Origin of the sequence: Thermocrinis sp., assembly GCF_036781485.1 — a bacterium.
Classification (GTDB): Bacteria; Aquificota; Aquificia; order Aquificales; family Aquificaceae; genus Thermocrinis.
On sequence record NZ_DAIQAX010000003.1, the window covers coordinates 99,793 to 124,392 of the forward strand.

Below are 24,600 nucleotides of genomic sequence, written 5' to 3' on the forward strand. Positions count from 1 at the left end.
TCCTACCTCCTGTAAAAGATTCCTTTTTCAGTTAAAATTGCGTCCACTTTCTGATCCCAAGGGTCGCATGGGATCTCCTCAAAGACCTGAAAGCTAAAGGCTACTCCCACCTTTAAACCTCTCACCTTCCCCAGTATCCTATCGTAATAACCCTTTCCCATACCCAACCTACAGCCTCTCCTGTCAAAGGCAACTCCTGGCACTAGGGCTAACTCCACTTTTTCGGGATCCACCTCTTCACACTCTGCAGGCTCCAAAATACAAAAACTGCCCATGCTGAGCGTGTCAGTAAAACGAACTTTGCATAGCTTTAAACCGTCACCCACAACCTTGGGTAAAACAAGATCCTTTCCAGACCTAAGTATTTCGTCAAGTATCGGAGATATGTCTGGCTCTCCGTCAAAAGGACAAAAAGCTAGAATCAACTCTGCGTTGTTTAGTATGCCAGAAGTTTTTATATGTTCCAGAATCTTCTGGGAAAGGGCTTGATGCTGGTCTGCAGACAAACTCCTCCTTATGCTTCTAATTCTATTCCTTAATTCTTTTTTGCTCAAAACCTTCATCTTCCGCCTCCATACAGGAGGGGAAGGCAAGAAAAACCCGCCCGGCCGTAGTGGAAGAGGCTTTGGTGGGCCCCGATGTCAATAGGTGGGTGCCCTCCCGGAACGTCCTCGGTGGGACAATCCCGGAGCTCGGACTCCCTATAGCCTCACCTTGTGGACCCCAATTGTATCCTCTCCACTACTAACAGGGCAGGCTCGTTTTACCTAAGACTTACATTAAACTCTTTCTTTAAGCCTTCCACCAAATTAAACACTACGCTGTTAGCTTCCTCATCAGACATACTTTTGGCGCTTCTCAGAAAGAGTCTAATACTCACGCTTTTCTTGCCTTCCCCGAGCACCTCTTCGTTAGTCCATACACTAAAAACACTCAAATCTTCCACCTCTTCCAGCTTCTTAATGTATAAAATTAATTTATCCACCGACTGGTCTTTGTCCATAACCAGGGAAAGGTCCCTGACTACAGGAGGATAATTGGAAAAGCTTTTGTAATTACGCCTTTTAGGTTGCAACTTTTCAACATAAAGCTCCGAGATCAGAATACTGTTTTTTATCTCCAGTTGTTCTTGTATGAGTGGATGCAACACTCCCAAAAAACCTATCTTTTCTCCCTCAACCATAAAGTCTATCTGAAGGTTTGGGTGCAAGAAGGAATAATTGGACTTTTGGGAAAAGTGATCTACGTTTATGTAAGTTAAAAAGTCCGAGACCAAGGCTCTGAATTCTTCTAAAGAGTGGTTATTGCAGGACAAAATTCCCAACCTTCTTTCCTCGTTGTCTTCAAAGAAGACTTTACCCAACTCAAAGATGGAAACTTGCTGGATAAAGTTTTTCTGATTGTGAATGTATGATCTAATCAAGGATGGAACTATGGATGTGCGCAGGAACCTCTCATCCTTCAGTAGGGGGTTTATTATCTCAAGCTTTGGCTGTTCCAAGCCTAAGGCTGAATAAAGATTCAAACTTTCGTAAGAAAAGTTAAGTACCTCAAAAAACCCTCTGGAAGACAGGAATGTTCTTATAGTGTTTTCAAGCCTGCTTACTCTCTTTGGTGCAGAAGGAATGGGTGGGGGTTCAGATTTTAGGCTGTTGTAGTTCTTAGCCCTTAAGATCTCTTCCACCAAATCAGCTTCTCCCTTTACATCAAAGCTTCTAAAGGCAGGCACAAACACCTCTAACCCACAGGAAGACGGGTAGCACTCAAAGCCGAGTTTTTGCAAGACCTTTCGAGCATACTCTCCGTCCAACTCTTCCCCAACGTATCTTTTATACTTTCCAAAGGACAAAAAGATCTTCACAGGCTTATAAGGTTCAGGATATACATCTTTTACCGCACTTACCTTGCCACCAGCCACCCTTAGAATTAATTCTACAGCCCTGTTTTGATGGCTCCTAAGAGAGTCAATATCTACATTCCTTTCAAACCTGTATGAACTTTCTGTCTGTATTCCCAAGCTCTTTGCGGACCTTCTGATCCTGTAGGGGTCAAAGTATGCCCCTTCGAGCAGGATTTTTGTGGTGTTCTTATTTACTGCACTTTCTGCTCCACCAATCACACCGGCTACAGCAAGGGGTTTTCTACTATCCGCTATGATCAGATTGTTTTCTGTTAGTTGTTTATATGCTCCCATCAGGGTGTTTATCCCTTCCCCTGCTCTTGCACTTCTTACCACTATACCTCCTTCTATTTTGTCTAAATCAAAGGCATGCAAAGGCTGCCCCCTCTCAAGCATGATGTAGTTTGTCACGTCTACCACGTTGTTTATGCTCTTAATTCCGCACTGCCAGAGCCTTTTTCTTAACCAAAAAGGAGCATCCTTTATGTGCGTCCCCTCTATGACTACCCCTCTGTATCTTTTACAGTCTGTATCCTCTACTCTTATATCCAAACTTCCAAAGTCTTCTAATTGATATTCTTCTATCTGTTTCATGGAACGGTCAAAGAGCATTGCTATTTCTCTGGCAATACCCAGGATGCTAAGAAGATCTCCTCTGTTTGGTGTGATCTCCACCTCCAAAACAGGCTCTCCAAAACCGAGAACTCTCTTAGCAGGAGTGCCAAGAGGATAGTCCTCATCAATTTTTAAAATTCCTTCCGAGCTATCTTCTAAACCAAGCTCAGAGCCAGAAAGAAGCATGCCCTGTGAAACCACACCCCAAAATTCCCTTTCTCCTATCACTTTCCCGCTTACCCTCGCCCCAGGAAGGGCCACCAAAACACCACTTTTTTCCTCTAAACTCCTATCTCTTGTTATTACCTGAACCGTTTTGTCCTCTCCTACTTTAACTTGGCAGACCCTTAAACCTTCGTCCTTTGGGTGTGTGGTAAGACTGATCACAGTTCCAAAAACCACACCCTCCACATCCCCATCCCAAATACTAACACTCGTTTCTACACTCTTTAGAGTTAAAACTCTTGCTATCTCCTCTGGCTCTATTCCTTCCAGATCAACAAATTCGTTTAGCCAACTTAAAGGAACTCTCATGAGAGTTAATATCATAAACTATATTACCCCTGAAGCTGTTCGAAAAATCCCTCATTGGGCCGTCCCCAACCTCTTGACAAATGAGAAAAATTTTCATATAATATTCATTAACTTAAAACCTTACAAGGAGGTAAGAGCCATGAGCAAGAGCTTAGCTGGTACCAAAACTTTGGAGTGCCTCAAGCACGCCTTTGCAGGTGAGTCCCAAGCCAACAGGAGGTACCTCTATTTTGCCAGAAAGGCAGACATAGAGGGGTACCCAGACTTAGCCAACGTGTTCAGAGAAACTGCAGAGGGTGAAACTGGACACGCCTTTGGGCACCTTGAGTTTCTGGAAAAGTATGGTGGTGGAGATCCAGCCACAGACAAGCCCATAGGAACCATGGAACAAAACTTGGAAGCAGCCATAGCAGGAGAAACCTACGAGTACACCGAGATGTATCCGGGATTTGCAAAGATAGCAAGGGAAGAAGGCTTTGACGACATAGCTGAGTGGTTTGAGACCCTTGCAAGGGCTGAAAAGTCCCACGCGGGAAGGTTCCAAAAGGCTCTGGAAAGCTTGAAAGCCTGAAAACCTTCTGCGCCCCGCCCATCGCGGGGTGCAAAATAAAAAAGAAGGAGCTTAACATGAAAAAGATAGAGATGAGCGATATTCTAAACATTTACGAATACGAAAAGGTAAGGGAGCAAAAGCGAAAAGAAATAATAGAACTCAAGAAAAACAGAAGGGTTTTTGTTGGAGATATGGTTCACTTAGTCTTTGAAAACAGAGAAACGGTATGGTTTCAAATTCAAGAAATGATAAGGGCTGAAAGAATGGTAAAGGACGAAGAGATAAAACAAGAGATTGATGTTTACAACGAACTAATACCGGACAAAAACGAGCTTTCCATAACTATGTTTGTGGAAATTCCAGATGAACAAGAGAGGAAGAAACTGCTACCACAATTGGTAGGTATCCACGACCACCTGTGGTTTCACATAGGCAACAAGTATAGTGTAAGAGCTATCGCTGACGAAAAAAGCAAAAAAGATTATCAGTATGGCAAGGCAGCGGTGGTGCATTTTCTAAAATTACCGCTTACTCCAGAGCAGGTGGAGGCCTTTATTAATTCACCTGTAAAGATAGAAATAAACCATCCCAACTATAAAGCTATTGTGGATATGCCAGAGGAAGTAAAGAGAGAGCTTATAAAAGACCTTGAAAGTGATTAATTTTCTAAGGCTTAGCTTTTTTTTAGCCTTTGTGCTGATTTATTCTTGCGGAATAAAGGCAAATCCCAAACCTCTGGAAAATCCGGTCATAGAAGTAAAGCGTATAGGCAGTAAGGTGTTTCTTAGAAGCCTAGAAGGGGAAGTCGTTCCAGAGGGATTTGTAAAAGTAGAAAACTACTGGCTTAGAGAGCAAGCTCAACCTTTCTGTTTTGTAGTCAAAAGGATAGAAGGCAAAAAAAGGTTGGAGTGCGTTGGAGGTCTTACAGAGGAAAAGGTAAGCTTAGATTTGAATTATTACGAAACCAAAGTAAGGCTAAACCTTAAAGGTTTTGACGTTTACGAAGTTTACGAGGTAGAGGGGGGAAGGCTAAACCCATGGACTGGAAAAAAAGCGGTGGATAAGCTTGAGCTAAGCAGAGATTACGTTAGGAGATGTTATCTTGTAGTAGGTAAAAGGCAAAATAACTATTCAGAACCTACCGAGTTTTGTATAGAACCCCTTCCCCATCCACCTATAAAAGATGTGGACAGGTTAGATTATAGAGTATCGGGAGAAAATCTATACTTGATATGGTCTTACGAGCCAGATAGCTTTTTTAAAGAGTTTGTAATATTTGAAGATGACAGAGAAATAGGGACCACAAAGTCTCACATGTTTGAACTAAAGAGAAAAGATAAAAAGACCACATACAAAGTAAAGGTCAGAAGTATTTATGGAAAAGAAAGTGATGGTGTTATCCTATACTACAGTCCATAGTAAGCAGCTATAGCTGCTGATATTGTCAAAGCAATATTTTCCGGAGCTATTTGTTCTTCTATTTCAAAATCGTAGGTGGGGAGTTTCTCCTCCAGAAACTTGATACCAAAGTATCCACTTCTAAAGTCTGGATCCCTGATGATTTCTCTGTGAAGGGGGATGTTTGTTGGAATTCCCCTTATGATAAACTCATCTATGGCCCTTTTTCCCCTTGCTAACACTCTTTCCCAGGTTAGAGCCCACACACTCAACTTTGCTATCATAGAATCGTAGTAAGGGGGAATTACGTAATCTTTATAAACGCCCGCATCCATTCTAACCCCCGGACCACCAGGAGAGTAATAAGCAGTAATCTTTCCTGGAGCTGGAGCAAAATTTTTCCTTGGATCTTCTGCGTTTATCCTAAACTCAATGGCATAGCCTCTGAAAGTTATCTCGTTCTGAGTGAAGGGAAGGGGCTCACCCATAGCTATTCTTATCATAGTTTCCACTATGTCTATTCCAGAAACCATTTCAGTTATGGTATGCTCCACCTGAAGTCTGGTGTTCATCTCAATAAAGTAAAATTCACCCGTTTTTAGATCAACGAGAAACTCAAGGGTGCCTGCACTTTCGTATCCTACCTGCATCATTGCCCTTACAGAAAGGCCTAAAATCTTGTTTCTTATGTGGTTTGGCAGGACGGGGCAAGGTGTAACCTCTATAATCTTTTGGTGTTTTCTCTGCACAGAGCAATCCCTTTCTCCCAAATGCACCACGTTGCCGTACTTGTCTCCCAGTATTTGCACCTCTATATGTTTTGGATTATCCAAATATTTTTCTACAAATAAATCACCTTTTCCAAAAAAGGTTTCCGCCTCTCTGTATCCAGATTCAAAGAGTCTGGGAAGTTCTTCCATAGACCTAACTACCCTCATCCCCCTACCACCCCCTCCATAAGCTGACTTTAAAATTACAGGAAATCCTATCTCTCTTGCATAGTGCAGGGCGTCCTCGTAGTTTCTTAGGGGTTCTGGAGAACCTGGTATGGTGGGTATGCCCAGCTCAGCCATTTTCTGTTTTGCTTTTACCTTGTCCCCAAAGAGCTCTATGTGTTCTGGCGATGGACCTATAAAGGTTATTCCCTTTTTTCTGCAGTATCTTGCAAAGTCTGCGTTTTCAGCCAAAAATCCATATCCCGGATGTATAGCATCCGCTCCAACCGATTTAGCAAGATCCACTATTCTTACGTAGTCTAAGTATGCCCTTACAGGATCACCAGGTATAAGATACGCCTCGTCTGCTTTCTTTACATACAAAGACTTGGCATCAGCCTCTGAGTATATAGCTACACTTTTTATCCCGAGCTCCTCACACGCCCTTATTATTCTAAGGGCTACCTCTCCTCTGTTTGCCACCAGAATTTTTTTGAACATGGAGAATATTTTAAGGCTTCAAATCGTTGGACCAGGCTACAAAAAATCACGCTAAAAACTAATTTTTATCATACAGTAGGCTTAGCTTTGTTTTAAATTCTATAGAACCATAAATTTACCAGTAAGGAGGTGGCTTATGCTTAGAGCAGAGTGGGTAGAAGCAAGGAAGAAATTTAAGAACAAAAGTCAAATGCACCTTGCCAGACAGGGCATTATAACCGAAGAGATGGTTTATGTTGCCAAAAGGGAAGGCTTGCACCCTGAGTTTGTTCGTCAAGAGGTGGCAAGGGGTAGGATGATCATTCCTGCCAATATCAATCATCTGCACTTGGAACCCATGTGCATTGGTATAAACTCAAGAGTTAAGGTAAATGCCAACATAGGAAATTCTGGCCTTGCGTCGGACATACCCACTGAGCTGGAAAAGCTAAGGGTTGCTATAAAGTACGGCGCAGATACTGTGATGGATCTTTCTACTGGAGAGGCAATAAAGGAAACGAGGGAAGCCATCATAAGGGAAAGCACGGTGCCAGTGGGAACGGTTCCCATATACGAAGCTTTGAAAAGGGCAAAAGGTCAGGTCAAAAACATGACGGTGGATCTTATACTGGACGTAATAGAGGAACAGGCTCAGCAGGGTGTTTCTTACATGACCATCCACGCAGGTATCTTGAGGGAGTTTTTGCCCTTAGTTCAACACAGAGTAATGGGTATAGTTTCCCGTGGTGGTGCTATCATGGCTCAGTGGATGGTAGAACACGGAAAGCAAAATCCGCTTTATGAACACTTTGATAAGATCTGCGAGATATTCAAAAAGTATGACGTTTCCTTCTCTTTGGGAGATGCCCTAAGACCAGGAGCTATAGCGGATGCGTCGGACGAAGCTCAGTTGTCAGAACTCAGAGTTTTGGGTGAGCTAACAGAAAGGGCATGGAGGCACGACGTGCAGGTGATGGTAGAAGGTCCAGGCCATGTGCCTTTGGATCAGATAGAGTTCAACATGAAAATACAACAAAAGCTATGCCATGAAGCGCCCTTCTACGTGCTTGGCCCGTTGGTAATTGATGTGGCAGCAGGATACGACCACATAGCATCTGCCATAGGTGCTGCATTAGCGGGATACTACGGTGCAGCCATGCTATGCTACGTCACACCCAAAGAGCACCTTGGATTGCCAAACGTAGAAGACGTAAAGCAGGGTGTTATAGCTTACAAAATTGCGGCGCACGCAGCGGACGTGGCAAAACACTTTCCCGGTGCAAGGAAGTGGGACCTGGAGATGTCCAAAGCTCGCTTTGCCTTTGATTGGAACAGGCAATTTGAGCTTTCCATTGATCCAGAAACCGCAAGGGCATATCACGACGAAACACTGCCACAGGAGGGATACAAAACCGCCAAGTTCTGCTCTATGTGTGGTCCCGAGTTTTGCGCTTACAAGATTTCCCAAAACGTATCTGACAAAATGGAAGAGGTTCTCCAGCAGGAAAACTGGATAGCACCTTAACTTATGTACTTTTCTATCTCCTGCTTTATGGAGGGGTTTATGCCAAGCCTTCTCAGGTGCCCCTCCTCTGCCTTTAATAGCTCATACAAGTTTTCAAAGTTGTTGTAGATAATCTTTTTCTTCACTTCTCCTATGCCCTTTATCCTATCCAGCACATCCTTTAAGCCTTCCTTTAGTCTAAGCTTTTTGTTGTAAGAGAGGGCAAAGCGATGTGCCTCGTCCCTGATCTGTCCAAAAACTCTGTAAAGTATTGGATGCTCCTTAAGGGGTATATTAACCCCAAACTCCGTGTATAGGATCTCGTTTTCTTTTGCCAAAGAGAAAACTTTGATGGGAAGCTTGTAATTGTCTCTTACTTTTATGCCTACCGTAAGCTGTCCTAAACCCCCGTCTATTAACCATACATCAGGCATAGGTTCTTCCCCTTCCTTTAACCTTCTTGCCCTTCTGGTCAAAAGTTCCTCTAAAGCGGCGTAATCATCTATCTTGTTTACAGTTCTTATACGATACCTTCTGTATCTTTTTTTGTTCATAGCTCCTTCTTCCCACACCACGCAGGAAGCTACAATGTACTCTCCATAAAAGTGAGATACATCAAAACCTTCTATTCTGATAGGAGCGTTAATCTTTAGAAGCTTAATAAACTCTTCTCTTAGGACTTCGTAGGGAACAACATGTCCCAGATTTTCTTTGATAAGCTTTTCAAGGTTCTCATCTATGTGAAAAGAGAGATTAAACTTCCCCTTTTGTGAAAGCCACTTTATAACCTCTTCCGAAAGTTCAAAGTTCAGAAGGATCGTTTCTGGAATAGGATTGGAGTAATAAAAACCCACTATTACTTCTTCCACCTCATCCTCTGACTCCAATATTACAGTTTCTTTATCTACAAGCTTAGAAGACCTTATTAAATATATTCCCAGCATCCTACCCATTCTGTAAAACACGTCCGCATGGGCAAAGGATAATCCGCTAACACTCTGGCCCAAAGAGAGTTTTTCAAGAGCCTTTATCTGATCTCTCAAAACTGCACACTTTTCAAATTGAAGCTCCTTCATATACTCTTCCAACTTTTGGTAAAGCTCCGGAAGGATCTCCGAAACCTGTCCTGAGAGCAATGACTGGGCAGATTTAACAGAAAGCATGTAGTCTTTCTCCTTTATCAAACCAGCACAGGGTCCGCTGCAGAGCCCCAAATGGTAATCCATGCATGGTTCTTTCCTTACAGGCATAGGATCACAGGTGCGAAGCTTAAAGAGTTTATGGATTAGCTTTTTTACCTTGTAAGCTTTTTTAGCAGTAAAAAAGGGACCAAAGCCCTTTCCTTGACGTTGAAAACCCCTAACTACCTTTACCGTTGGAAATTGGTCTTCTGTGATAACTATCAGGGGATAACCCCCACCGTGTTTGTGAAGCACATTGTACTTAGGCTTATGAAGCTGAATTAGATCCACTTCCAAAACCAAAGCTTCGTATTCATTCTTCGTTATTATCCAGTCTATTTGGTTAGAGTTGCTGACTATAGACCTTTCCTTTAGGTTCTCCTGAGCTTGCCTGTAATGTTGTAAGAGCCTTTCTTTTATATTTTTAGCCTTTCCCACGTAGAGAACTTTGTTACCCTTCTTGAATAGATAAACACCGCAAGTTTGCGGTGCATTCTTTATAAGCTCAATCATGGCTCTGTATTTATAATATAGTGAATGAGGTGGCTTAAAAGGCTATTCATTGTCCTTATAATACTCCTAGTGTTTGGCTTTTTAGCAAACTTATTTTCTCGCATACCCGTAGGAGATAGAATAGCTGTTCTAAGGATAGATGGAATAATCGTGAATGGGGAACCTGTAGTTCGCAAACTGGAAGCTTTGAAGAAGGATAAAAGCGTAAAAGCTTTGGTAATTAGAGCTGAAAGCCCAGGCGGTTCAGTGGGAGCTTCCCAGGAAATCTACAGAGCACTGGAGCGCTTCAAAGAGAGTGGTAAGCCTGTGGTAATCTCTATGGGTAACGTGTGTGCCTCTGGATGCTTTTACATATCTATGGTGGGAGACTACATCTATGCTAATCCAGGAACTATAACAGGAAGTATAGGTGTGATAGTTCAGCACACCAGTTTAAAGGATTTGCTCGGTAAGTTAGGTATAAAGACTACTTCCATAAAAACGGGGAAGTTCAAAGACACCCTATCACCAACCAAAGAGCTGACGGAGGAAGAAAAAGCGTACATTCAGGAACTTATAGACAAAGCCTATGACCAGTTTATACAGGCTATACTCAAGTATAGGAAGGGTGTAGATATCTCCAAACTAAAGGAAGTTGCTGACGGGAGGGTGTTCAACGGAGAAGACGCAGTAAGTTTAAAGCTGGTGGATGGGTTAGGTGGGTTACAAGACGCCATAGAAAAGGCTCAGGCTTTGGCAAAGATTGAGAAACCAAGAGTATTTTATGTGGAAGAGCCAAAGAGTCTATTAAGAAGGCTTCTTGAAAACCGCCTGAATATAGGACTTGAATCTCAATCGCCTCTTATGATCTACTACATCCTACAATGAAAAGCGTATTGATCACAGCTACAGATACGGGAGTAGGAAAGACTTTTATATCGTACAACATCGTACTAACCCTAAAGGAGATGGGTATAAAAGTCGGCTATCTTAAACCTGTGGAGACGGATGTGAAAGATGTGCCCACCGATGGATCTCTTCTTTGCAAGATTACTCAACAAGACTTGGAAGAAGCCGTTCCAGTAAGGTACACTTTACCCCTTTCCCCCTACGCTGGCATTTTGGAAGAGCACAAAGACTTTGCTTTAGAAGCACTAAAAGAACATTACTTGACGCTGTTAGAAAAGTACGACTTTCTGGTGGTGGAGGGTGCGGGTGGTATTGCGGTGCCTATAAAAAGAGATTACAACTACGCAGATTTAGCCAAAGACTGGGGCCTTGATATTATCATCGTATCACGTGCGGGGCTTGGCACGATAAATCATACTTATCTTACCTACTTTTATGCAATCAACAGAAGCTTAAACGTCTTGGGTATTGTAATGAACGGTTTTGAAGGAAAGGATGTGTCTGAAAGAACTAACCCGCTTATAGTGGAAGAGCTAACTGGGATAAAACCTATCAAAGTTCCTAAGGTAGAGGGTTTAGTTCTTGATAGCTTCATAAGAAGAGAGCTTGTTAGTCTTATCGGGTTCTAACCTTTTGTAGAAGGCTACCCTTTCAACCAGTTCTTTAAAGTAAGGTGCTGCTGCAGCTCCACCAAAAGCTCGTCCCTTTGGTTCGTCCACCATTATGCCGGCCACAAACTTTGGGTCTGTAGCCGGAAAATATCCCACAAAGTAAGCAACAACCTTTTCCATAGAGTATTTACCTGTTTTTGTGTCAAACTTCTGAGCTGTGCCCGTTTTACCCGCTATGGTAAAGTAATCTGATTTAGCACTTACTGCGGTTCCCTCTTCCACAACCTTGATAAGGTTTTTGCGTAGCCAGTTTATTACCTTCTCGGAAAACAACCCATCTACTAGAACAGTCTTTGGTCTATTAGGTTCGTATATTATGCGCGGTTTTACTATCTGATTGGTAGCCAGACCGCCAAAGGCCACACACAGATTAAGAAGATTGACAGATAAGCCTTGTCCAATGCTGGCGTATATTATGTTGGCAGGATAGTTAAGATTTGGAAGCTTTGGCTTAATTTCCCCTGGCAATACACCAAAGGAAGAATAAAAGTGTATACTTCTAAAAAGTTCTTCCACATCTTTCTTTGATAAAAACCTTGCTATCTTTGCAGTTCCTATATTGGAAGACTTTATTATCACTTGATCTACCGAAAGAAGACTGTAAGGATGGACATCCCTTATAACTCTACCAAAAAATTCTGCCCTTCCTCTTTCTGTATCTACAACATAGTTAAAGTTTATGTATCCCTTATCTAAAGCTTTTCCAACGAAAAAGGGCTTTACAACAGAACCAGGTTCGAAAAGATCCGTAACGGCGTAGTTTCGTCTGTTTTGATGGGGATAATTTCCAAATTTATTTGGATCATAATCAGGAAAGTTTGCCATACCTAGTATATCTCCAGTATTTAGATCTATAACAATCAAAGCAACTCTTCTTGGATTCCAATCCTTCACTATTTTCTCTTTAATGTCCTCAAGAATAACCTGAATGCCAAAGTCTATAGTCAGATAGATGTCCTTTGTTTTAAAGTCTATTTTTTCCTCTTCAAGGCTCAAAGCCATCCTGCCACCCCTTGGTGAATAAAGAAAAACCTTCTTTACTTCCTTTGAGTATAGTCTATCATCCAACATATACTCTATGCCTTCCAAACCCTTTCCTTCTGCTCCAACGAAACCTATAAGGTTACTGGCTAAATGACCATGAGGATAAACCCTTTTGTAATCTTCTTGCAAACCGACGGCGCTTTGATTTTTAGTATCCTTTATAACACCCTTTATGTAGTTTATGTGGTCTTTCTCAACCTGTTTTGCCAGCCATACAAATTTCTTATCAGAGTTGAGTTTTTTTAGTATTTCTTCCTCTTTTTGATTGAGCACCGCAGAAAGCCTTCTTGCTAGCTCCTCCTTGTTTTTAACAAATTGGGGAAAGGCAAAAATTGAAATAGTGGGCAGACTTATGGCTAACTCTATACCATTTCTATCTTTTATAGCCCCTCTGTATACCGGCACCCTTTCTACGGTTACCTTTGGGAATTTTTCCGCAATCTTCTCTATGTAGCTGGTTCTTCCGTATAGTTGGATGTAAGCAAGCCTAAAGATTATTACCAAGAACGCTACAGATACGAAAAAGATTACAACGTATATCTTTGTATTCTTTAAACTTACTTTTGGTGAGAGCATGAAAGCTGGATGAACTCTTTAAAAATACCAAAACCGTCGTGAGGTCCAGGCGAGGCTTCAGGATGAAACTGAACGCAGTATATGGGTAAGCTTTCGTGTTTGAAACCTTCCAAAGTCTGATCCAAAAGGTTTATATGAGTTATCTGGACTTCTTTTAATGTATCTGGATCTACAGCAAAGTTGTGGTTTTGAGCCGTTATGTGTATCCTGCCTGTCCGTAAGTCTTTTACTGGATGGTTTCCGCCGTGATGACCAAACTTTAGTTTGTAAGTTTTTCCCCCAAGCGCCAGCCCTATTATCTGGTGTCCAAGACATATACCCATTATAGGCAACTCTTCCATGTAAGCCCTTACGAGTCTTATCCCCTCCACTACCCTCTGTGGATCTCCTGGCCCATTGGATAAAAATATGGCATCGGGCTGAAGTTCTTCTATGGTTTTCTGCGCATTCTCCGGCGGTATTACTACAACGCGTGCACCTTCTTGCACGAGCCTTCTAAGGATATTCCTTTTGACACCAAAATCTACAACGGCTATTGTTGGTTTTTCTCTATCAAAGCTAAGATATCCCTTAAATAGGTCCCAATCCCCTTCTTTCCAATAATATACTTCTTTAGTCGCCACCTCTTTCACAAGGTCCAGCTCGGATATGTCTGCATAATTTCTTGCTTTTTGAACTAAACTTTTTGGCTCCAAGTCTACTGTTGATATAACCCCCTTCATTGCACCCCTTTCCCTTATCTTCTTCACCAAAGCCCTGGTGTCTATACCCCATATACCGATAGCTCCGTTTTCTTTAAGATACTCGTCAAGCCCCTTTACAGCCCTCCAGTTGCTGTACATCCCAGAAAGCTCTTTTATCACAAGCCCATTCACCTGAACCCTCTCAGATTCCACATCCTGAGGGTTTATACCGTAGTTTCCTATCTGGGTGTATGTTAGAATTACAATCTGGCCTTTATAGGAGGGATCTGTAATTATTTCCTGATAACCAGTCATGGATGTATTAAACACGACCTCCCCTATGGTTTCCCCCTCAGCTCCAAAGGAGTATCCTACAAAGTAGGTTCCATCCTCAAGTGCTAAGATTGCCCTTTTCATAATGCTTTGGCGGAGAGGGCGGGATTCGAACCCGCGGTACGGGGATTACCCGTACACAGCATTTCCAGTGCTGCACCTTCGGCCACTCGGTCACCTCTCCTTAAAGTATTAATTATAAGCAATTTCGGAAGCACAAGTTTGTAATTTGAGTACGAATTTAGACGTTAAAGGTCCGCTTATAAACTGCTGAAAAACAGAAACTCCCATACAAAGGAAGCAGATTGACAATGTAAAGGACCTTATCTCTACTTTCAAGCGTCAAAGGTCTAATTTATAATTTTTCATAATGGAGAAAAAGTACGGAGAGATAGCGATAGAACAGGCCCAGTTAGAACCATGGGAAAATCCTTCAAAAGAAAGAGACTATCTTATAGAAATCACCTTTCCGGAGTTTTCTTGCCTGTGTCCAAGGTCTGGCTACCCAGATTACGCCACTATAAAAATAAGGTACATACCAGACCAGTACATAATCGAGCTAAAATCTTTAAAGCTCTGGCTTAACAAATTCAGAAACAGATACATATCCCACGAACAAGCTACCAACGAAATATACCAGGCTTTAGAAGAAAAGCTAAAACCCAAATTTTTGGAAGTGATAGGAGACTTTAACCCAAGAGGAAACGTGCATACTGTAATCAGGATAAGGAGCGATCAGAATTATTGAGAAGCCTTTTTATTTCCTCTAAGGCTCTGTAGCCCCTTTTTATCTCGTCAGCGTATACTTTATAATTGGAATACCTGTGCCTTTGGTAAAGCCTAACTATGTATTCCAAGTGATGGTAGAAACTCTTACTCTTGAACTTCTCCAGTAGTCGTTCTGGTTCTTCCTTTGATCCTAAGACTTGCGTAAGCCTTTTATAAAGATTCTCTGGCGTTTTTCTAAACTGCGTGTAATACAAGAAAATCAGGTAAAAGGGCGTAGCCAACAGAAAAGCCAGAAGAATGTACTTAAATATCAGCGTTAGATTCTCCCTCTTTACGCTCCATTTGGCTCCCTTACCAAAGGCTTTAAACACGCTTATTTGCTTCTCCACAGAAAAACCGATTACGTTGGTGTACCAAAAAGAAACAATAGCGTCCTTTAGCAACGAAAAGCTAGATATACGCTTAACCGCTGGAGATTGGTAGCTTGGAGTGGTGTCTATTCTAACCCATCTGTCTTTCAGATATGCCTCTACCCACACGTGAGCCATGGAGTTTGTTACAATATAGTATTTTCCATAGTCATTCCACAAAGCTCCTTTAAAACCTCCTACTACCCTTGCTGGTATGCCCATTAGTCTAAGCAAAAGAGCGGTGGCACTTGCGTAATATTCACAGTTGCCCTTTTTGGACACGAAGAGAAAGTACTCCAACGGGTCTCCTTCGTATTTCTCTAACTTTAGTGTATAGCTGTATCCTCCTTCGGCGAAGTGTTTTAAAACCCTTCTAACTTTCTCCTCTTCATCCACCACCCCTGAGGTTAAACTGCTTGCCAGCTTTCTTATGCTTTCTGGTATTTGCTTGGGTACATAAGTATATGCGCTAGCAAGCGTTTCATAGCTTGAAACAGGTTCAGAGACAGAACTTGCAACATACCTTATGACCTTGTTTACGTTAGTAGATACTTTAAAAGTTCCACCAGGACCGACAAAAACCTGTCCTTTTATACCTTCCAAAGAGCTTATACTATAAGGAAAATCCAGCAAGGGTAGGTAATCTTCATAGTGGGGTTCAAGAATAATCGTATAACTAACTTCTCCCATACCCTTCAAAGGAGAAAAACTCTCCTTAAGCGTGCTAATCCATCTGTTGTTTTCGTACGTGTCAAACACCTGGACCCTCCAGTATGGTTCCCTTATACTCTTCGGCAGACCAAACACCCTAAAAGCCACCGTGTTGTCCTGCTGTATCTCACCTACCTTTCCCAGTGACACCTCGCTTGCTATACCAGTCTTTAGCCCATCTTTTCTACCGAATACATCAAAAATAGGAAATTGGGTTCTTGGAAGAAAAACGAAAAACGGCACGGAGAGAAGTGGAACTGCCAAAAAGAGAAAAACAGAAGCTGCTAAATAATACCCAAAAATCTCCAAAGGTTGGTAATTTTTCTGGTTCTGTTTGTATGCATTTGTAAACACGAGGGAGGTTATACCTAAAAAGCTATAGAGCATAAGCAGTATCAAAAAGCTGATTGAAAGGTTGTAAAGAGTTGCTAAGGAAAGAGAAAGTAAGCTGAGTATCAAAATCTGATATATGTCCCTTGGCTTTTTTTCTTCAAGAAATTTGATCCCGATGAGCATGATAAGTAGATTGGAAAGTGGCTCAGCGAGATTTTCAAGGCTTAGCTGAGATGCAAAGTAAATGGTGATTGTTATTCCCAGTAAGTTTAAAAACATGCGCTTTATAGGATAAAAGTTTTTGTAGTCCATAATAGAGCCAAGGAGGATAAAGAGGATACAAAGGGAAATATAGAAGATGTGCGCTACTCCATTTAGAGAAAACACACCCACGCCAGCGGACAGGTATATCCAAAGCAGCGTGGCTCCCTTTGGGCTTTCAAGAAGCCTTTTTAAGATACTGTATAGCATGATTCTTCAAGCTTGCTTCTACATATATCCTGTATATCCTTATGTTTTTCAGGCTTCTTATAAGTTGGGATACTTCTCTTAGCTCTTTCAAAGCCCCATCGTAGCTAATGTAAAATCCTTCGTCCATTACGTTCTTTTCTGCCTTATCAAACCTTAACATACTCTCATCCAGCTTTTCTTTCAAAAACTCCACAACCTGCACATACTCGTTCAGATCGTCCGTGCTAAAGACTTCTCTGAAGTGTTCTCTTAAAAAGAGTCTTCTAACCAAAGGGTTATTCTTTTCTTTTAAAGCCCATCCTATTAGGTGTGCATCCGTTAGATGGTGGAATTCTTCCTTAGAAAAAAATTCTCTTTCCATGTAATCCTTTATTAGCTCCAGCAAGTGTATGTTTAGAATGCGAACAACCTTATGAAAGTACACCTGCGTGTACATAAAAAACCTTCCCAAGAAAAAGCTCTCCAAAGCTCTTATGGCGCTCTTATCTGCACACTTTTTACCGTTTATTACCCTTAAATGGCTAAGTATTCTACCGTAATCAAAAAAACCGTAAGATGTGCCGCAAAAATAGGCATCCCTTCTGAGATAATCCATCCTATCCGCTCCTAACTCCCCAGTTATGATGTGGGATAGGACTTTTTCCTCTTCATTCTTTGGTTCCTTAAAGGCAAGTCTAACAAGAAGCTCTATATCTTCTTGAGAAAAACCAATCTTTTTCAACTTTTCGTTTAGCTCTCCCGATAGAATAAGCTCCTTTCCCACTACCTCGTGGCTTTTGTCCCCCAAAAGCACTTCTGTAGTGTGGGAAAAGGGTGGATGTCCCACATCATGCAATAGAGCAGCCAACCTTACAACCTTCAAAAGTTTTCTATCCTTATAGCCAAGCGATCCGTATATACTCTCTGCTAAATTCATCACACCTAAGGAATGCTCAAACCTTGTATGTTGGGCAGAGGGAAATACCATGTGCGTAATACCCAGCTGTTTTATGTGCCTCAACCTTTGAAAAGTAAAGGTATCCAGGATTTCCAATTCATCGGGATAAACCCTTATGAATTCGTAGATTGGATCCGATACTTCTTTAAACATTCACGCACTCTTTTGTGGGTTCGGGTCTTGTATTCTTTACGTGAATGTTCCAAGGTCTTTCATACACAAAGCGATTGTATATTCTTTGAAAAGTATCTTTCAAACGTCGCCAAAAGTTATCCTTCTTTGATTGTTTTATAAACTCTACCTTTATCCTTTCTGTCCTTTTTCCCTTCTGCGCCCTTTTCCAGTTGTTTTCAATGTCCTTTTTAAGCTTTTCTACATTAATGCCGTAGTATACCTCAGGTAGTTTTTTTACACGCTCCATAGCTTCTAACCAATGGAGTAAGCTTTCTTCCCTCTTCGCAGTTAAACCCATGATGATTTCTTCGAGCACTTCAAAGAACGCACTCTCCCTCTTGAATCTTTCCTTTTGAATTTCAGCATAATCCATGTACTCTTCGTACAGTTCTTCGTTAAAGATATAAACACCTAAGCTAACTGCGTCCTGAGCATTCCAAAGCTTACCATATTCCAGCTTGTGGACTATACCCCAATATTTAACAAGTCTGGTGGAGATGAGATGAAAGTCTTCCAAATAGGCAGTGTCTAAGCTTATAAACAGAAGAGAGTTCTCTTCAATTTTGTATATATCCTTCCCGGAATAAACGGATCCGTATATGTCAGTTATTTTTAGCAAGTTTAGCTCCACAAGCACGTCCTTCCATTGATTCCTGCTGGACCTAAAACTCCTATAAGCACATCTTAGAAATTCATCCAGACTGATAGAAAAACTCCCTTCTTTTTTGACTAATTGTATATAACACAATGAATACAGAAGAAGCTCCCTTTTGTTTTGATCTTCCAATACTTCCAAAAATAAACTTTGTAATCTATCCCTTTCTCTAAGTTTCAGCACGATTAAAATTTTAATTCCTCTCCTTTCTTTTAGCAACGACAGCATGTCGCCTAAAATTTAGCCCTCAAGAGAATTAACACCAAATGGTAGATAGTCATCAAAAGCCCCAAAGTGTAATACAACTTTGTATGTTTCCCAATGTACTTTAGGACAGTGTAAAAAACTACAAAAGTAAAAATTAGACCCAGTGTGATGTTGAACACAGGCAAAAGGAAGCGGTCTTTCCTCCTCTCTTCTAAAAGAAGTATGTTTAAAAAACTAAGTTTATAGCTTTGGAATTTGGTCAAGTAATATCTATCGTCTTTTTTCAACACAAGAGAGCCATTCCTTAAGATAAGCTCCCCATCACGAAAAATTGCCTCTTTTGCACTTATAAGATTGTCCTCCACCTTTAAGAAAACATCATTAAAAACGTTGGCATTCTTTTTTTCTACCCGTATGTTAATTTTGCCTATGGTATAAAATCCCTTTTCTGGAATGCCTTTGATGATTTCTGTGTGGTATTTGTATATAAACAACTTTCTTAGATAGAATATGTCCTCCTGTTTTATAAAAAATCCTACGATAGCAACCGAGAAAAACAAAGGGGCACAGAGTAGAAGAACTTTATAAAAAATACTTGTAGAACTCTTTCCAAAAGATGTTATTACATTCAGTTTTTTGCTCTCTTTGAGGTCAAAAAACACCCAGCCGAAGGCAACTACCATGGAAGATGGGAGAAAGTAAGAAAAAAAGTACAACAACCAAACAGACAGGAACAAAACTGATTCTTTTGCTGGGGATTTTAAAAGTACTTGATCTAATTGAATGAATTGAACTAACAAAAATAACGCCGATAGGATTAAACTTACTGTAAATGCTACTTTTGTAATTCTCCAAGCTAAGAACCTGTAAAGCATTACTGTCTAAGTTTTTTTTCCAATCGCTCTCTCTGTCCTGGTTCTCCCCTTTTACCTTTTTCCAACATCTCCCAAGACTTTCTGTAAGATTCTAACGCCTCACTTTTCCTGCCCAACTTCTGAAGCACATCACCAAGGTGTTCCCAAATTACTGGGTCTTCTTTTTCCTTTTCAAGGGCTTTAAGTAAAAGCTCGTAGGCTTTAAGATATTCCCCTTTATAGTAAAGAACCCATGCGTAGCTGTCTATGTAAGCTGGATTTTCACTGTCTTTTTCTAAGGCTTTTAGTATGAGCTTTTCAGCTTCCTCCACTCTTGCACCCTCATACCAAAGCAGTAAAGAATATCCAAGGTGATTGTAAAGGTCTGGATCCTCCGGTCTTAACTCTATGGCTTTTTTTAAGTTATTCTCTGCATCTACTATCCTCCCGAGTTTATCCAAAACTATTGCCTTTAAAAAGTAGCCTCTGTAGTCCTTAGGGTCTAAATTTATTGATCTGTCCACAAAGTTTAAACTCTCCTCTGCCTTTTCCTCTTCACTTAGAAGGCTTGCCATTAAAAGGTTGATTTCGTAGCTATCAGGCGTTATGTCTAAAGCTCTTTTGAGTAAATCCCTTGCTTTATCGTATTCCCTCTCGTCTATATAAAGGGCGGCCAATCTTTCCATAATTTTCACGTTATCTGGGTTTTCTTCAAGGAGTTTTTTATATACTTCTATCGCCTCTCGCTTCTTTTTGTTTGATTCTAAGGTTATACCGTAAACGAAGGCTACATTAAGGTCCTTTGGGTTTTCCAAGTGGAGCTCTGCAGCCAACTTTTCCGCCTCTTGAAACTCCGACGCTCGCAGAAGTAAGAAAATATATTGGGTTTTGTAGCCAACATCTTGGTAATATTCTATCAGCCTCCTATAGACTTCCTTTGCGTCCTCAACTCTTCCGGTGATGAGATAAAGATTTGCAAGCCTTTCAAGGGCTACCTTGTTCCTTGGGTCTTCCTTCAGGACATCTTTATACAGGCTTTCTGCCTTTGAAAATTCTTTTTCCGTTTCGTATATACTTCCCAAAGTAACAAAACCCGCTTCAAAGGTTTTATTTATTTGCAAGGTTTTATCCAAATACTCTATGGCTTTGTCCTTTAGACCTTCTGTAAGGTATATACGAGCCAGCATGTAATAAGGGTAAGGATTGTCTATTGCCACCTTTGCTAAATTTTCCAATACATTTTTGGCATCTTGTAGTCTGTTCATCTTTATGTAGTCTTCCGCTAAGAATGCCATTATCTGCTTGGAATCGGGTCTTACTTTGTATCCCTCTTCTAAAGCTTCTAAGGCTTTTTGTGTTTCTCCCTTGAGGGTATACACGCTGTGAAGCACCAAATAGGGTTCCTGATCCTGAGGAAACTCCTTTTTGAACTTCAATGCAAGGGAAAGGGCTTCTTGGAATTTTTTCTGAATCACAGAAAGTCTGATAGTATCTACGTATAAACTTGGGGTAGGCTCTCTCTGCAAAGCTCTGACGCAGAACCTTAGGGCTTCTGAAGGATTTGTGTCTTGAAAATACCTGCAGAAAAGGTAGTCTCTATACTGGTTGTATGCAAACACAAAACCAACAGACAGAAGAAAAAAAACCAGGATTTTCATAGATAGAAGCCCTTATGTATGAGAACGGGGATTTCTACTTTTTTAACCACCTCGGAAGAAGTGCTTCCAAGGATTACTCGCTTAAAACCAGAAAGACCTCTGCTTCCCATGACCAAAAGGTCATATTTTTTCTGTTTTAGAAACTGGGCAATCCCATCTGATACGCTACTGTATTTTTCTATGACCAGCTCTGCGGTCCAGCCACTATTCTGTGCTTTTTCTAAAAGAGAGTTAAAGTATTTTACCTTTTCTTCCTCTATCCTTTGGGTTATCTTTTCAGTTAATACATCTACCATCGGTATTTCCACAGTTTCTTCCACATGCAATATGGTTAGCCGTGAGCCATCTTCTGCTGGTATAAGATCCAAGAAAAACTCAAAGGCTTCTTGGGCATACCTTGAAAGATCATGCGCTACGCAGACATTTTTAAAGCTTTCTACTTCTTGCCCCTTTAGAACCAATACAGGCTTGTGGGAGTAACTGACCACTTTCTCTGAAGTGGAACCTATGAGTATTTTTTCAATCAACCCTCTACTGTGACTTCCTAAGATTATAAGGTCTGCAAGTTTTTCTTTGCTGAGGATGACCTCTGCAGGATCTCCTACATCCACTAGGGTATCAACTTCCACAGGATTTAAAAAATCACGAAGGGCGTCAAGTCTTTGCTTAGCTATCTGGATATTCCTACTTTCTAACTCAGACAACTTGGATAGGTCAATAGGGCTAATACCAAAACTCTCAGGGTAAAGAAGATAAATTACCGGTGAGACTGCATGCAAAAGTAAAATTTGAGCAGAACGCATAAGGGCGAGCTTTTTGGCTACCCTTAAAAGGGGATTGGTGATATCTGTAAAGTCCACGGGCACTAAAAATTTCATTATCTAAACCCCTAACTTCAATTTTACCACTTCCTCAAGGTAAGGGAAGATGTAAGAAGAACCTGCTATTACGTCAGTCCCATTGGTTAATCCCTTGGTTAGTTTTACCATTCCTCCTGCTTCTTTAGCTATAACCATTCCAGCTACCACATCCCAAGGGTTGAGTTCAAACTCAATCAACCCATCGAATATACCCTCCGCCAAAAAGCAAAGATCCACAGCTGCTGCCCCAGGTCTTCTCATTGAACCCACTTTATCAAATACCTCTCTAATAATCTCCCAGTACAAGTTTAGCTCTCGCTTTGCTCTGGAAGGAAAGCCATAGGAAACGGACATTCTTTTTAATACATCCCTTGTGCTGACGGAAATTCTTTTACCATCCTTGTACGCCCCCAAACCTTCTGCCGCATAGTATAAGTTGTTAAAGTAGGGCAAGTAAACTGCACCCACGATGGGTCTGTCTTCCACCACCAATCCCACAGAAACGCCAAATATTGGAAAACCAGACACAAAGTTCTTTGTCCCATCCAACGGATCTACGAACCATACTTCATTTCCCTTTGCATCTCCCCCATTTTCTTCCCCAACAACCGAGTGGTCTGGAAAGTGTTTAAGGATGTAGTCCCTTATTCTGTCCTCCGATTCTCTGTCCGCCTGACTTACTAAATCCTTCTCTCCTTTGAAGTAAATATGATCAGACAAAAGTTTGCCAAAGTATTCTTTTATTACAAAACCACCTATGATACAAGCCTCCTTTGCTACCCGGAGGAAGTGTTCAACGTGCGACTCTTTCATGGATATTTAAATTCAGTTTATCACTTCAAAATAGGATCTGTCAAGGAAAAAAGGAGCTGTCTAAAATACCACTTAGCTTTAAAATTAAATAGCTGAGCAGAATAGACAAGCGAAAAGCATGGAATTTTTTATGAAGATCCCAAAGGAGCTTTGGAGAGATTATAACTGGCAGATCCAAAACAGAATAAAAACTAAAGAGGCAATTGAAAGGTATATAAAGCTAACGCCCCAAGAGCTGGAAGGGATAGAAAAAACTAATGGCATATACCCCTTTGCCATAACCCCCTACTATCTGTCCTTGATAGACCCAGAGGACTCGGAAGATCCTATAAGGCTACAAGCCATACCAAGGGCATTGGAAGTAGATGAGCACATTCAGAGTTTTGGAGAACCGGACGCTTTAAAGGAGCAAGGAGACATTCCAGGTCTTACCCACAGATACCCGGACAGGGTCCTTTTGCAAGTTACAACCTTCTGTGCGGTCTATTGCAGACACTGCATGAGAAAGAGGATATTTGCTCAAGGTGAAAGGGCTATAACCAACGAAGAGCTAAAGTTAATGCTGGATTACATAAAAGCCCATCCTGAGGTGAGAGAAGTATTGCTTTCGGGCGGAGACCCCCTTAGCCTTAGCATTAAAAAGTTAGAACTTATACTTTCTGAGATCAGAAAAATACCCCACGTGGAGATCATACGCATAGGAACCAGGTTGCCAGTCCTTGCACCCCAGAGATTCTTTGATCCTAAGGTTTTAGATGTGTTGGAAAAATACTCTCCTATATGGATAAGCACCCACTTTAACCATCCAAAGGAAATAACTCCAGAGGCTCAAGAAGCGGTGGAAAACCTTTTAAGAAGGGGCATACCAGTTCTCAATCAGACAGTCCTACTAAAGGGAGTTAATGACAATCCAGAGACTATGCTTGAGCTTATGAGAAAGTTAATAAAAATAAAGGTCAAACCCCAGTATCTTTTTCACTGTGATCCAATTAAGGGTGCTATCCACTTTAGAACAACCTTGGAAAAGGGCTTGGAAATTATGCAATATTTAAGAGGCAGAATATCTGGCTACGCCATACCCACTTATGCGGTGGATCTACCAGGTGGGAAGGGGAAAGTGCCTTTACTGCCCAAATACCTGATAGACAGCGATGGAACAAAGCATACCTTTTTAAGCTGGGATGGACAGAAGGTGGAATACGACATTTGCGAATTTTAGAAAAAGAGCTTTTGCACTGATCTTCTCTCTTAAGGAGATAATTACAGGAAACTTGGGGCATTACTCTTCTGCTATGACGTACAGGTTTTTGATGGTGTTTAGTTCTCTTATTGTGCTTTTAGGTTTTCTGTCTTCCTTTTTACCTTTTCTTAATCCTGATAGAGTTTTTGAACTCATTAACCAGATTCTGCCAAAGTATGCAAGTTCAATCTTTGAAAAGCTTCAGAGCATTTATAAGCATAGAAACTTGGGAACCATATTATCGGTGTTAATTTCTTACTTTTTTGTAGTTAGCTATGCTAAGATGTTTGCCAAGCTTTTGTCTGACATAGTAGAGACGCAGATCAAACTCAGAGAAGTGTTTCTGTGGGTGTTTATACCCATCTATCTGCTGTTTTTTTCCATTAGCATACTTGTTGGTTCAGCCTTTTTGTCCTTTATACAAGCCTTTCTGCCTGAGTGGTTAAGTGTTTTGCTGTTTATCGTGAAAATAGTTATCTTTTTGCCGATTGTATATTTTCTATACTGGTTCTTTTTAAAAGATCTAATAAAACCACTTTACATATTGGAAGCTTCTGTCTATTTTCTTTTAGCTCTAAACATCATAAACTTCTTTTTTTCTAAGTTTTTTGTGAAGCTTGTTAGTTTAAACCCACTCTATGGTTTGTTAGGTTCTCTTTTGCTTTTTTTGATATGGTTGGAGTTGGTATTTTCTTTTCTTTTGGGTGCTGTTTTGTATGCCAAGCGATTAAATTAAAATA

22 protein-coding genes and 1 tRNA gene are annotated in these 24,600 nt (G+C 41.0%); 9 read left to right on the forward strand and 14 right to left on the reverse strand.

All coding sequences use genetic code 11. From position 1 onward, the window contains the following. Positions 1-2 precede the first annotated feature (2 nt). Positions 3-563 carry a 5-formyltetrahydrofolate cyclo-ligase gene (locus tag V7P40_RS03000; protein WP_333784491.1) on the reverse strand — a complete coding sequence of 187 codons (561 nt, stop codon included), beginning with the start codon at positions 561-563 and terminating at the stop codon, positions 3-5. Between the two features lie 200 nt (positions 564-763). Further along, on the reverse strand, positions 764-3,049 hold the full coding sequence (pheT, locus tag V7P40_RS03005) for a phenylalanine--tRNA ligase subunit beta (RefSeq protein ID WP_333784492.1): 2,286 nt from the start codon (positions 3,047-3,049) through the stop codon (positions 764-766). A gap of 139 nt (positions 3,050-3,188) precedes the next feature. Between pheT and V7P40_RS03010 the strand changes: the two genes are divergently transcribed. Genes V7P40_RS03010 through V7P40_RS03020 form a run of 3 tightly spaced genes read left to right on the forward strand, consistent with a single transcriptional unit; the run spans position 3,189 to position 5,021 of the window. Beyond that, positions 3,189-3,620: a rubrerythrin family protein gene (locus V7P40_RS03010; protein WP_333784493.1), complete on the forward strand. Its 432-nt coding sequence runs from the start codon at positions 3,189-3,191 to the stop codon at positions 3,618-3,620. A gap of 56 nt (positions 3,621-3,676) precedes the next feature. Next, the gene (locus tag V7P40_RS03015) at positions 3,677-4,264 is read left to right on the forward strand and encodes a DUF3501 family protein (protein WP_333784494.1); all 588 of its coding nucleotides are present in this window, start codon (positions 3,677-3,679) and stop codon (positions 4,262-4,264) included. Continuing rightward, complete coding sequence (locus tag V7P40_RS03020) at positions 4,257-5,021, forward strand: hypothetical protein (RefSeq protein ID WP_333784495.1); 765 nt, start codon at positions 4,257-4,259, stop codon at positions 5,019-5,021. Before V7P40_RS03015 ends, V7P40_RS03020 begins: the two co-directional genes overlap by 8 nt. Here V7P40_RS03020 and V7P40_RS03025 read toward each other — a convergent pair. Then, complete coding sequence (locus V7P40_RS03025) at positions 5,009-6,436, reverse strand: acetyl-CoA carboxylase biotin carboxylase subunit (RefSeq protein WP_333784496.1); 1,428 nt, start codon at positions 6,434-6,436, stop codon at positions 5,009-5,011. The two genes, V7P40_RS03020 and V7P40_RS03025, sit on opposite strands and share 13 nt — an antisense overlap. 136 nt (positions 6,437-6,572) lie before the next feature. Here V7P40_RS03025 and thiC point away from each other — a divergent pair, with 136 nt between their 5' ends. Then, on the forward strand, positions 6,573-7,940 hold the full coding sequence (gene thiC / locus V7P40_RS03030) for a phosphomethylpyrimidine synthase ThiC (RefSeq protein WP_333784497.1): 1,368 nt from the start codon (positions 6,573-6,575) through the stop codon (positions 7,938-7,940). Here the strand turns inward: thiC and uvrC are convergent. After that, positions 7,937-9,613, reverse strand: coding sequence for an excinuclease ABC subunit UvrC (gene uvrC / locus V7P40_RS03035; RefSeq protein ID WP_333784498.1), 1,677 nt, complete (start codon positions 9,611-9,613; stop codon positions 7,937-7,939). The two genes, thiC and uvrC, sit on opposite strands and share 4 nt — an antisense overlap. A 24-nt stretch (positions 9,614-9,637) precedes the next feature. On the opposite strand from uvrC, the gene sppA reads away from it, so the two are divergent. Both sppA and bioD read left to right on the forward strand, forming a co-directional pair. Beyond that, positions 9,638-10,480 (forward strand): signal peptide peptidase SppA, encoded by an 843-nt coding sequence (gene sppA, locus V7P40_RS03040; protein WP_333784499.1) that lies wholly within the window; start codon positions 9,638-9,640, stop codon positions 10,478-10,480. Then, a complete protein-coding gene (gene bioD / locus V7P40_RS03045; RefSeq protein WP_333784500.1) occupies positions 10,477-11,130 on the forward strand; it encodes a dethiobiotin synthase in 654 nt (217 codons plus the stop codon). Before sppA ends, bioD begins: the two co-directional genes overlap by 4 nt. Here the strand turns inward: bioD and V7P40_RS03050 are convergent. The 3 genes from V7P40_RS03050 to V7P40_RS03060 form a co-directional block, all read right to left on the reverse strand. Then, positions 11,077-12,792 carry a penicillin-binding protein 2 gene (locus tag V7P40_RS03050; RefSeq protein ID WP_333784501.1) on the reverse strand — a complete coding sequence of 572 codons (1,716 nt, stop codon included), beginning with the start codon at positions 12,790-12,792 and terminating at the stop codon, positions 11,077-11,079. The genes bioD and V7P40_RS03050 overlap by 54 nt on opposite strands. After that, the gene (carA, locus tag V7P40_RS03055; protein ID WP_333784502.1) at positions 12,774-13,892 is read right to left on the reverse strand and encodes a glutamine-hydrolyzing carbamoyl-phosphate synthase small subunit; all 1,119 of its coding nucleotides are present in this window, start codon (positions 13,890-13,892) and stop codon (positions 12,774-12,776) included. The genes V7P40_RS03050 and carA overlap by 19 nt, the downstream gene beginning before the upstream one ends. 7 nt (positions 13,893-13,899) lie before the next feature. After that, a tRNA-Ser gene (locus V7P40_RS03060) sits at positions 13,900-13,992 on the reverse strand. Positions 13,993-14,178: 186 nt separating this feature from the next. Here V7P40_RS03060 and queF point away from each other — a divergent pair. Continuing rightward, positions 14,179-14,556: a preQ(1) synthase gene (queF, locus tag V7P40_RS03065; RefSeq protein WP_333784503.1), complete on the forward strand. Its 378-nt coding sequence runs from the start codon at positions 14,179-14,181 to the stop codon at positions 14,554-14,556. Here queF and V7P40_RS03070 read toward each other — a convergent pair. From V7P40_RS03070 to V7P40_RS03100, 7 genes are read right to left on the reverse strand one after another with little or no spacing between them, the layout of a single operon-like run. Then, positions 14,528-16,462: a DUF3488 and transglutaminase-like domain-containing protein gene (locus tag V7P40_RS03070; protein ID WP_333784504.1), complete on the reverse strand. Its 1,935-nt coding sequence runs from the start codon at positions 16,460-16,462 to the stop codon at positions 14,528-14,530. The two genes, queF and V7P40_RS03070, sit on opposite strands and share 29 nt — an antisense overlap. Then, complete coding sequence (locus V7P40_RS03075; protein WP_333784505.1) at positions 16,431-17,552, reverse strand: HD domain-containing protein; 1,122 nt, start codon at positions 17,550-17,552, stop codon at positions 16,431-16,433. Before V7P40_RS03075 ends, V7P40_RS03070 begins: the two co-directional genes overlap by 32 nt. Next, entirely contained in the window at positions 17,545-18,411 is an 867-nt protein-coding gene (locus V7P40_RS03080) for a hypothetical protein (protein ID WP_333784506.1), read from the reverse strand. The genes V7P40_RS03075 and V7P40_RS03080 overlap by 8 nt, the downstream gene beginning before the upstream one ends. A gap of 50 nt (positions 18,412-18,461) precedes the next feature. Further along, on the reverse strand, positions 18,462-19,310 hold the full coding sequence (locus V7P40_RS03085; RefSeq protein WP_333784507.1) for an LptF/LptG family permease: 849 nt from the start codon (positions 19,308-19,310) through the stop codon (positions 18,462-18,464). Next, positions 19,310-20,947: a tetratricopeptide repeat protein gene (locus tag V7P40_RS03090; protein WP_333784508.1), complete on the reverse strand. Its 1,638-nt coding sequence runs from the start codon at positions 20,945-20,947 to the stop codon at positions 19,310-19,312. The genes V7P40_RS03085 and V7P40_RS03090 overlap by 1 nt, the downstream gene beginning before the upstream one ends. Next, entirely contained in the window at positions 20,944-21,825 is an 882-nt protein-coding gene (locus tag V7P40_RS03095; protein WP_333784509.1) for a universal stress protein, read from the reverse strand. Before V7P40_RS03095 ends, V7P40_RS03090 begins: the two co-directional genes overlap by 4 nt. Positions 21,826-21,828: 3 nt before the next feature. Continuing rightward, on the reverse strand, positions 21,829-22,620 hold the full coding sequence (locus V7P40_RS03100; RefSeq protein ID WP_333784510.1) for an inositol monophosphatase family protein: 792 nt from the start codon (positions 22,618-22,620) through the stop codon (positions 21,829-21,831). 130 nt (positions 22,621-22,750) lie between these two features. On the opposite strand from V7P40_RS03100, the gene V7P40_RS03105 reads away from it, so the two are divergent. After that, complete coding sequence (locus V7P40_RS03105) at positions 22,751-23,839, forward strand: KamA family radical SAM protein (protein WP_333784511.1); 1,089 nt, start codon at positions 22,751-22,753, stop codon at positions 23,837-23,839. Next, the gene (locus V7P40_RS03110) at positions 23,802-24,596 is read left to right on the forward strand and encodes a YhjD/YihY/BrkB family envelope integrity protein (RefSeq protein WP_333784512.1); all 795 of its coding nucleotides are present in this window, start codon (positions 23,802-23,804) and stop codon (positions 24,594-24,596) included. The genes V7P40_RS03105 and V7P40_RS03110 overlap by 38 nt, the downstream gene beginning before the upstream one ends. The last annotated feature ends 4 nt before the right edge of the window (positions 24,597-24,600 follow it).

Excerpts from the sequence above, each read along its gene's own strand:
- V7P40_RS03075 (WP_333784505.1), bottom strand. The coding sequence starts at position 17,552 with ATGTTTAAAGAAGTATCGGATCCAATCTACGAATTCATAAGGGTTTAT.
- uvrC (WP_333784498.1), bottom strand. The coding sequence starts at position 9,613 with ATGATTGAGCTTATAAAGAATGCACCGCAAACTTGCGGTGTTTATCTA.
- V7P40_RS03015 (WP_333784494.1), top strand. The coding sequence starts at position 3,677 with ATGAAAAAGATAGAGATGAGCGATATTCTAAACATTTACGAATACGAA.
- queF (WP_333784503.1), top strand. The coding sequence starts at position 14,179 with ATGGAGAAAAAGTACGGAGAGATAGCGATAGAACAGGCCCAGTTAGAA.
- V7P40_RS03110 (WP_333784512.1), top strand. The coding sequence starts at position 23,802 with ATGGACAGAAGGTGGAATACGACATTTGCGAATTTTAGAAAAAGAGCT.
- V7P40_RS03025 (WP_333784496.1), bottom strand. The coding sequence starts at position 6,436 with ATGTTCAAAAAAATTCTGGTGGCAAACAGAGGAGAGGTAGCCCTTAGA.
- V7P40_RS03095 (WP_333784509.1), bottom strand. The coding sequence starts at position 21,825 with ATGAAATTTTTAGTGCCCGTGGACTTTACAGATATCACCAATCCCCTT.
- V7P40_RS03050 (WP_333784501.1), bottom strand. The coding sequence starts at position 12,792 with ATGCTCTCACCAAAAGTAAGTTTAAAGAATACAAAGATATACGTTGTA.
- pheT (WP_333784492.1), bottom strand. The coding sequence starts at position 3,049 with ATGAGAGTTCCTTTAAGTTGGCTAAACGAATTTGTTGATCTGGAAGGA.
- V7P40_RS03100 (WP_333784510.1), bottom strand. The coding sequence starts at position 22,620 with ATGAAAGAGTCGCACGTTGAACACTTCCTCCGGGTAGCAAAGGAGGCT.
- V7P40_RS03105 (WP_333784511.1), top strand. The coding sequence starts at position 22,751 with ATGAAGATCCCAAAGGAGCTTTGGAGAGATTATAACTGGCAGATCCAA.
- thiC (WP_333784497.1), top strand. The coding sequence starts at position 6,573 with ATGCTTAGAGCAGAGTGGGTAGAAGCAAGGAAGAAATTTAAGAACAAA.
- bioD (WP_333784500.1), top strand. The coding sequence starts at position 10,477 with ATGAAAAGCGTATTGATCACAGCTACAGATACGGGAGTAGGAAAGACT.
- sppA (WP_333784499.1), top strand. The coding sequence starts at position 9,638 with ATGAGGTGGCTTAAAAGGCTATTCATTGTCCTTATAATACTCCTAGTG.
- V7P40_RS03010 (WP_333784493.1), top strand. The coding sequence starts at position 3,189 with ATGAGCAAGAGCTTAGCTGGTACCAAAACTTTGGAGTGCCTCAAGCAC.
- carA (WP_333784502.1), bottom strand. The coding sequence starts at position 13,892 with ATGAAAAGGGCAATCTTAGCACTTGAGGATGGAACCTACTTTGTAGGA.
- V7P40_RS03000 (WP_333784491.1), bottom strand. The coding sequence starts at position 563 with ATGAAGGTTTTGAGCAAAAAAGAATTAAGGAATAGAATTAGAAGCATA.
- V7P40_RS03085 (WP_333784507.1), bottom strand. The coding sequence starts at position 19,310 with ATGCTTTACAGGTTCTTAGCTTGGAGAATTACAAAAGTAGCATTTACA.
- V7P40_RS03070 (WP_333784504.1), bottom strand. The coding sequence starts at position 16,462 with ATGCTATACAGTATCTTAAAAAGGCTTCTTGAAAGCCCAAAGGGAGCC.
- V7P40_RS03090 (WP_333784508.1), bottom strand. The coding sequence starts at position 20,947 with ATGAAAATCCTGGTTTTTTTTCTTCTGTCTGTTGGTTTTGTGTTTGCA.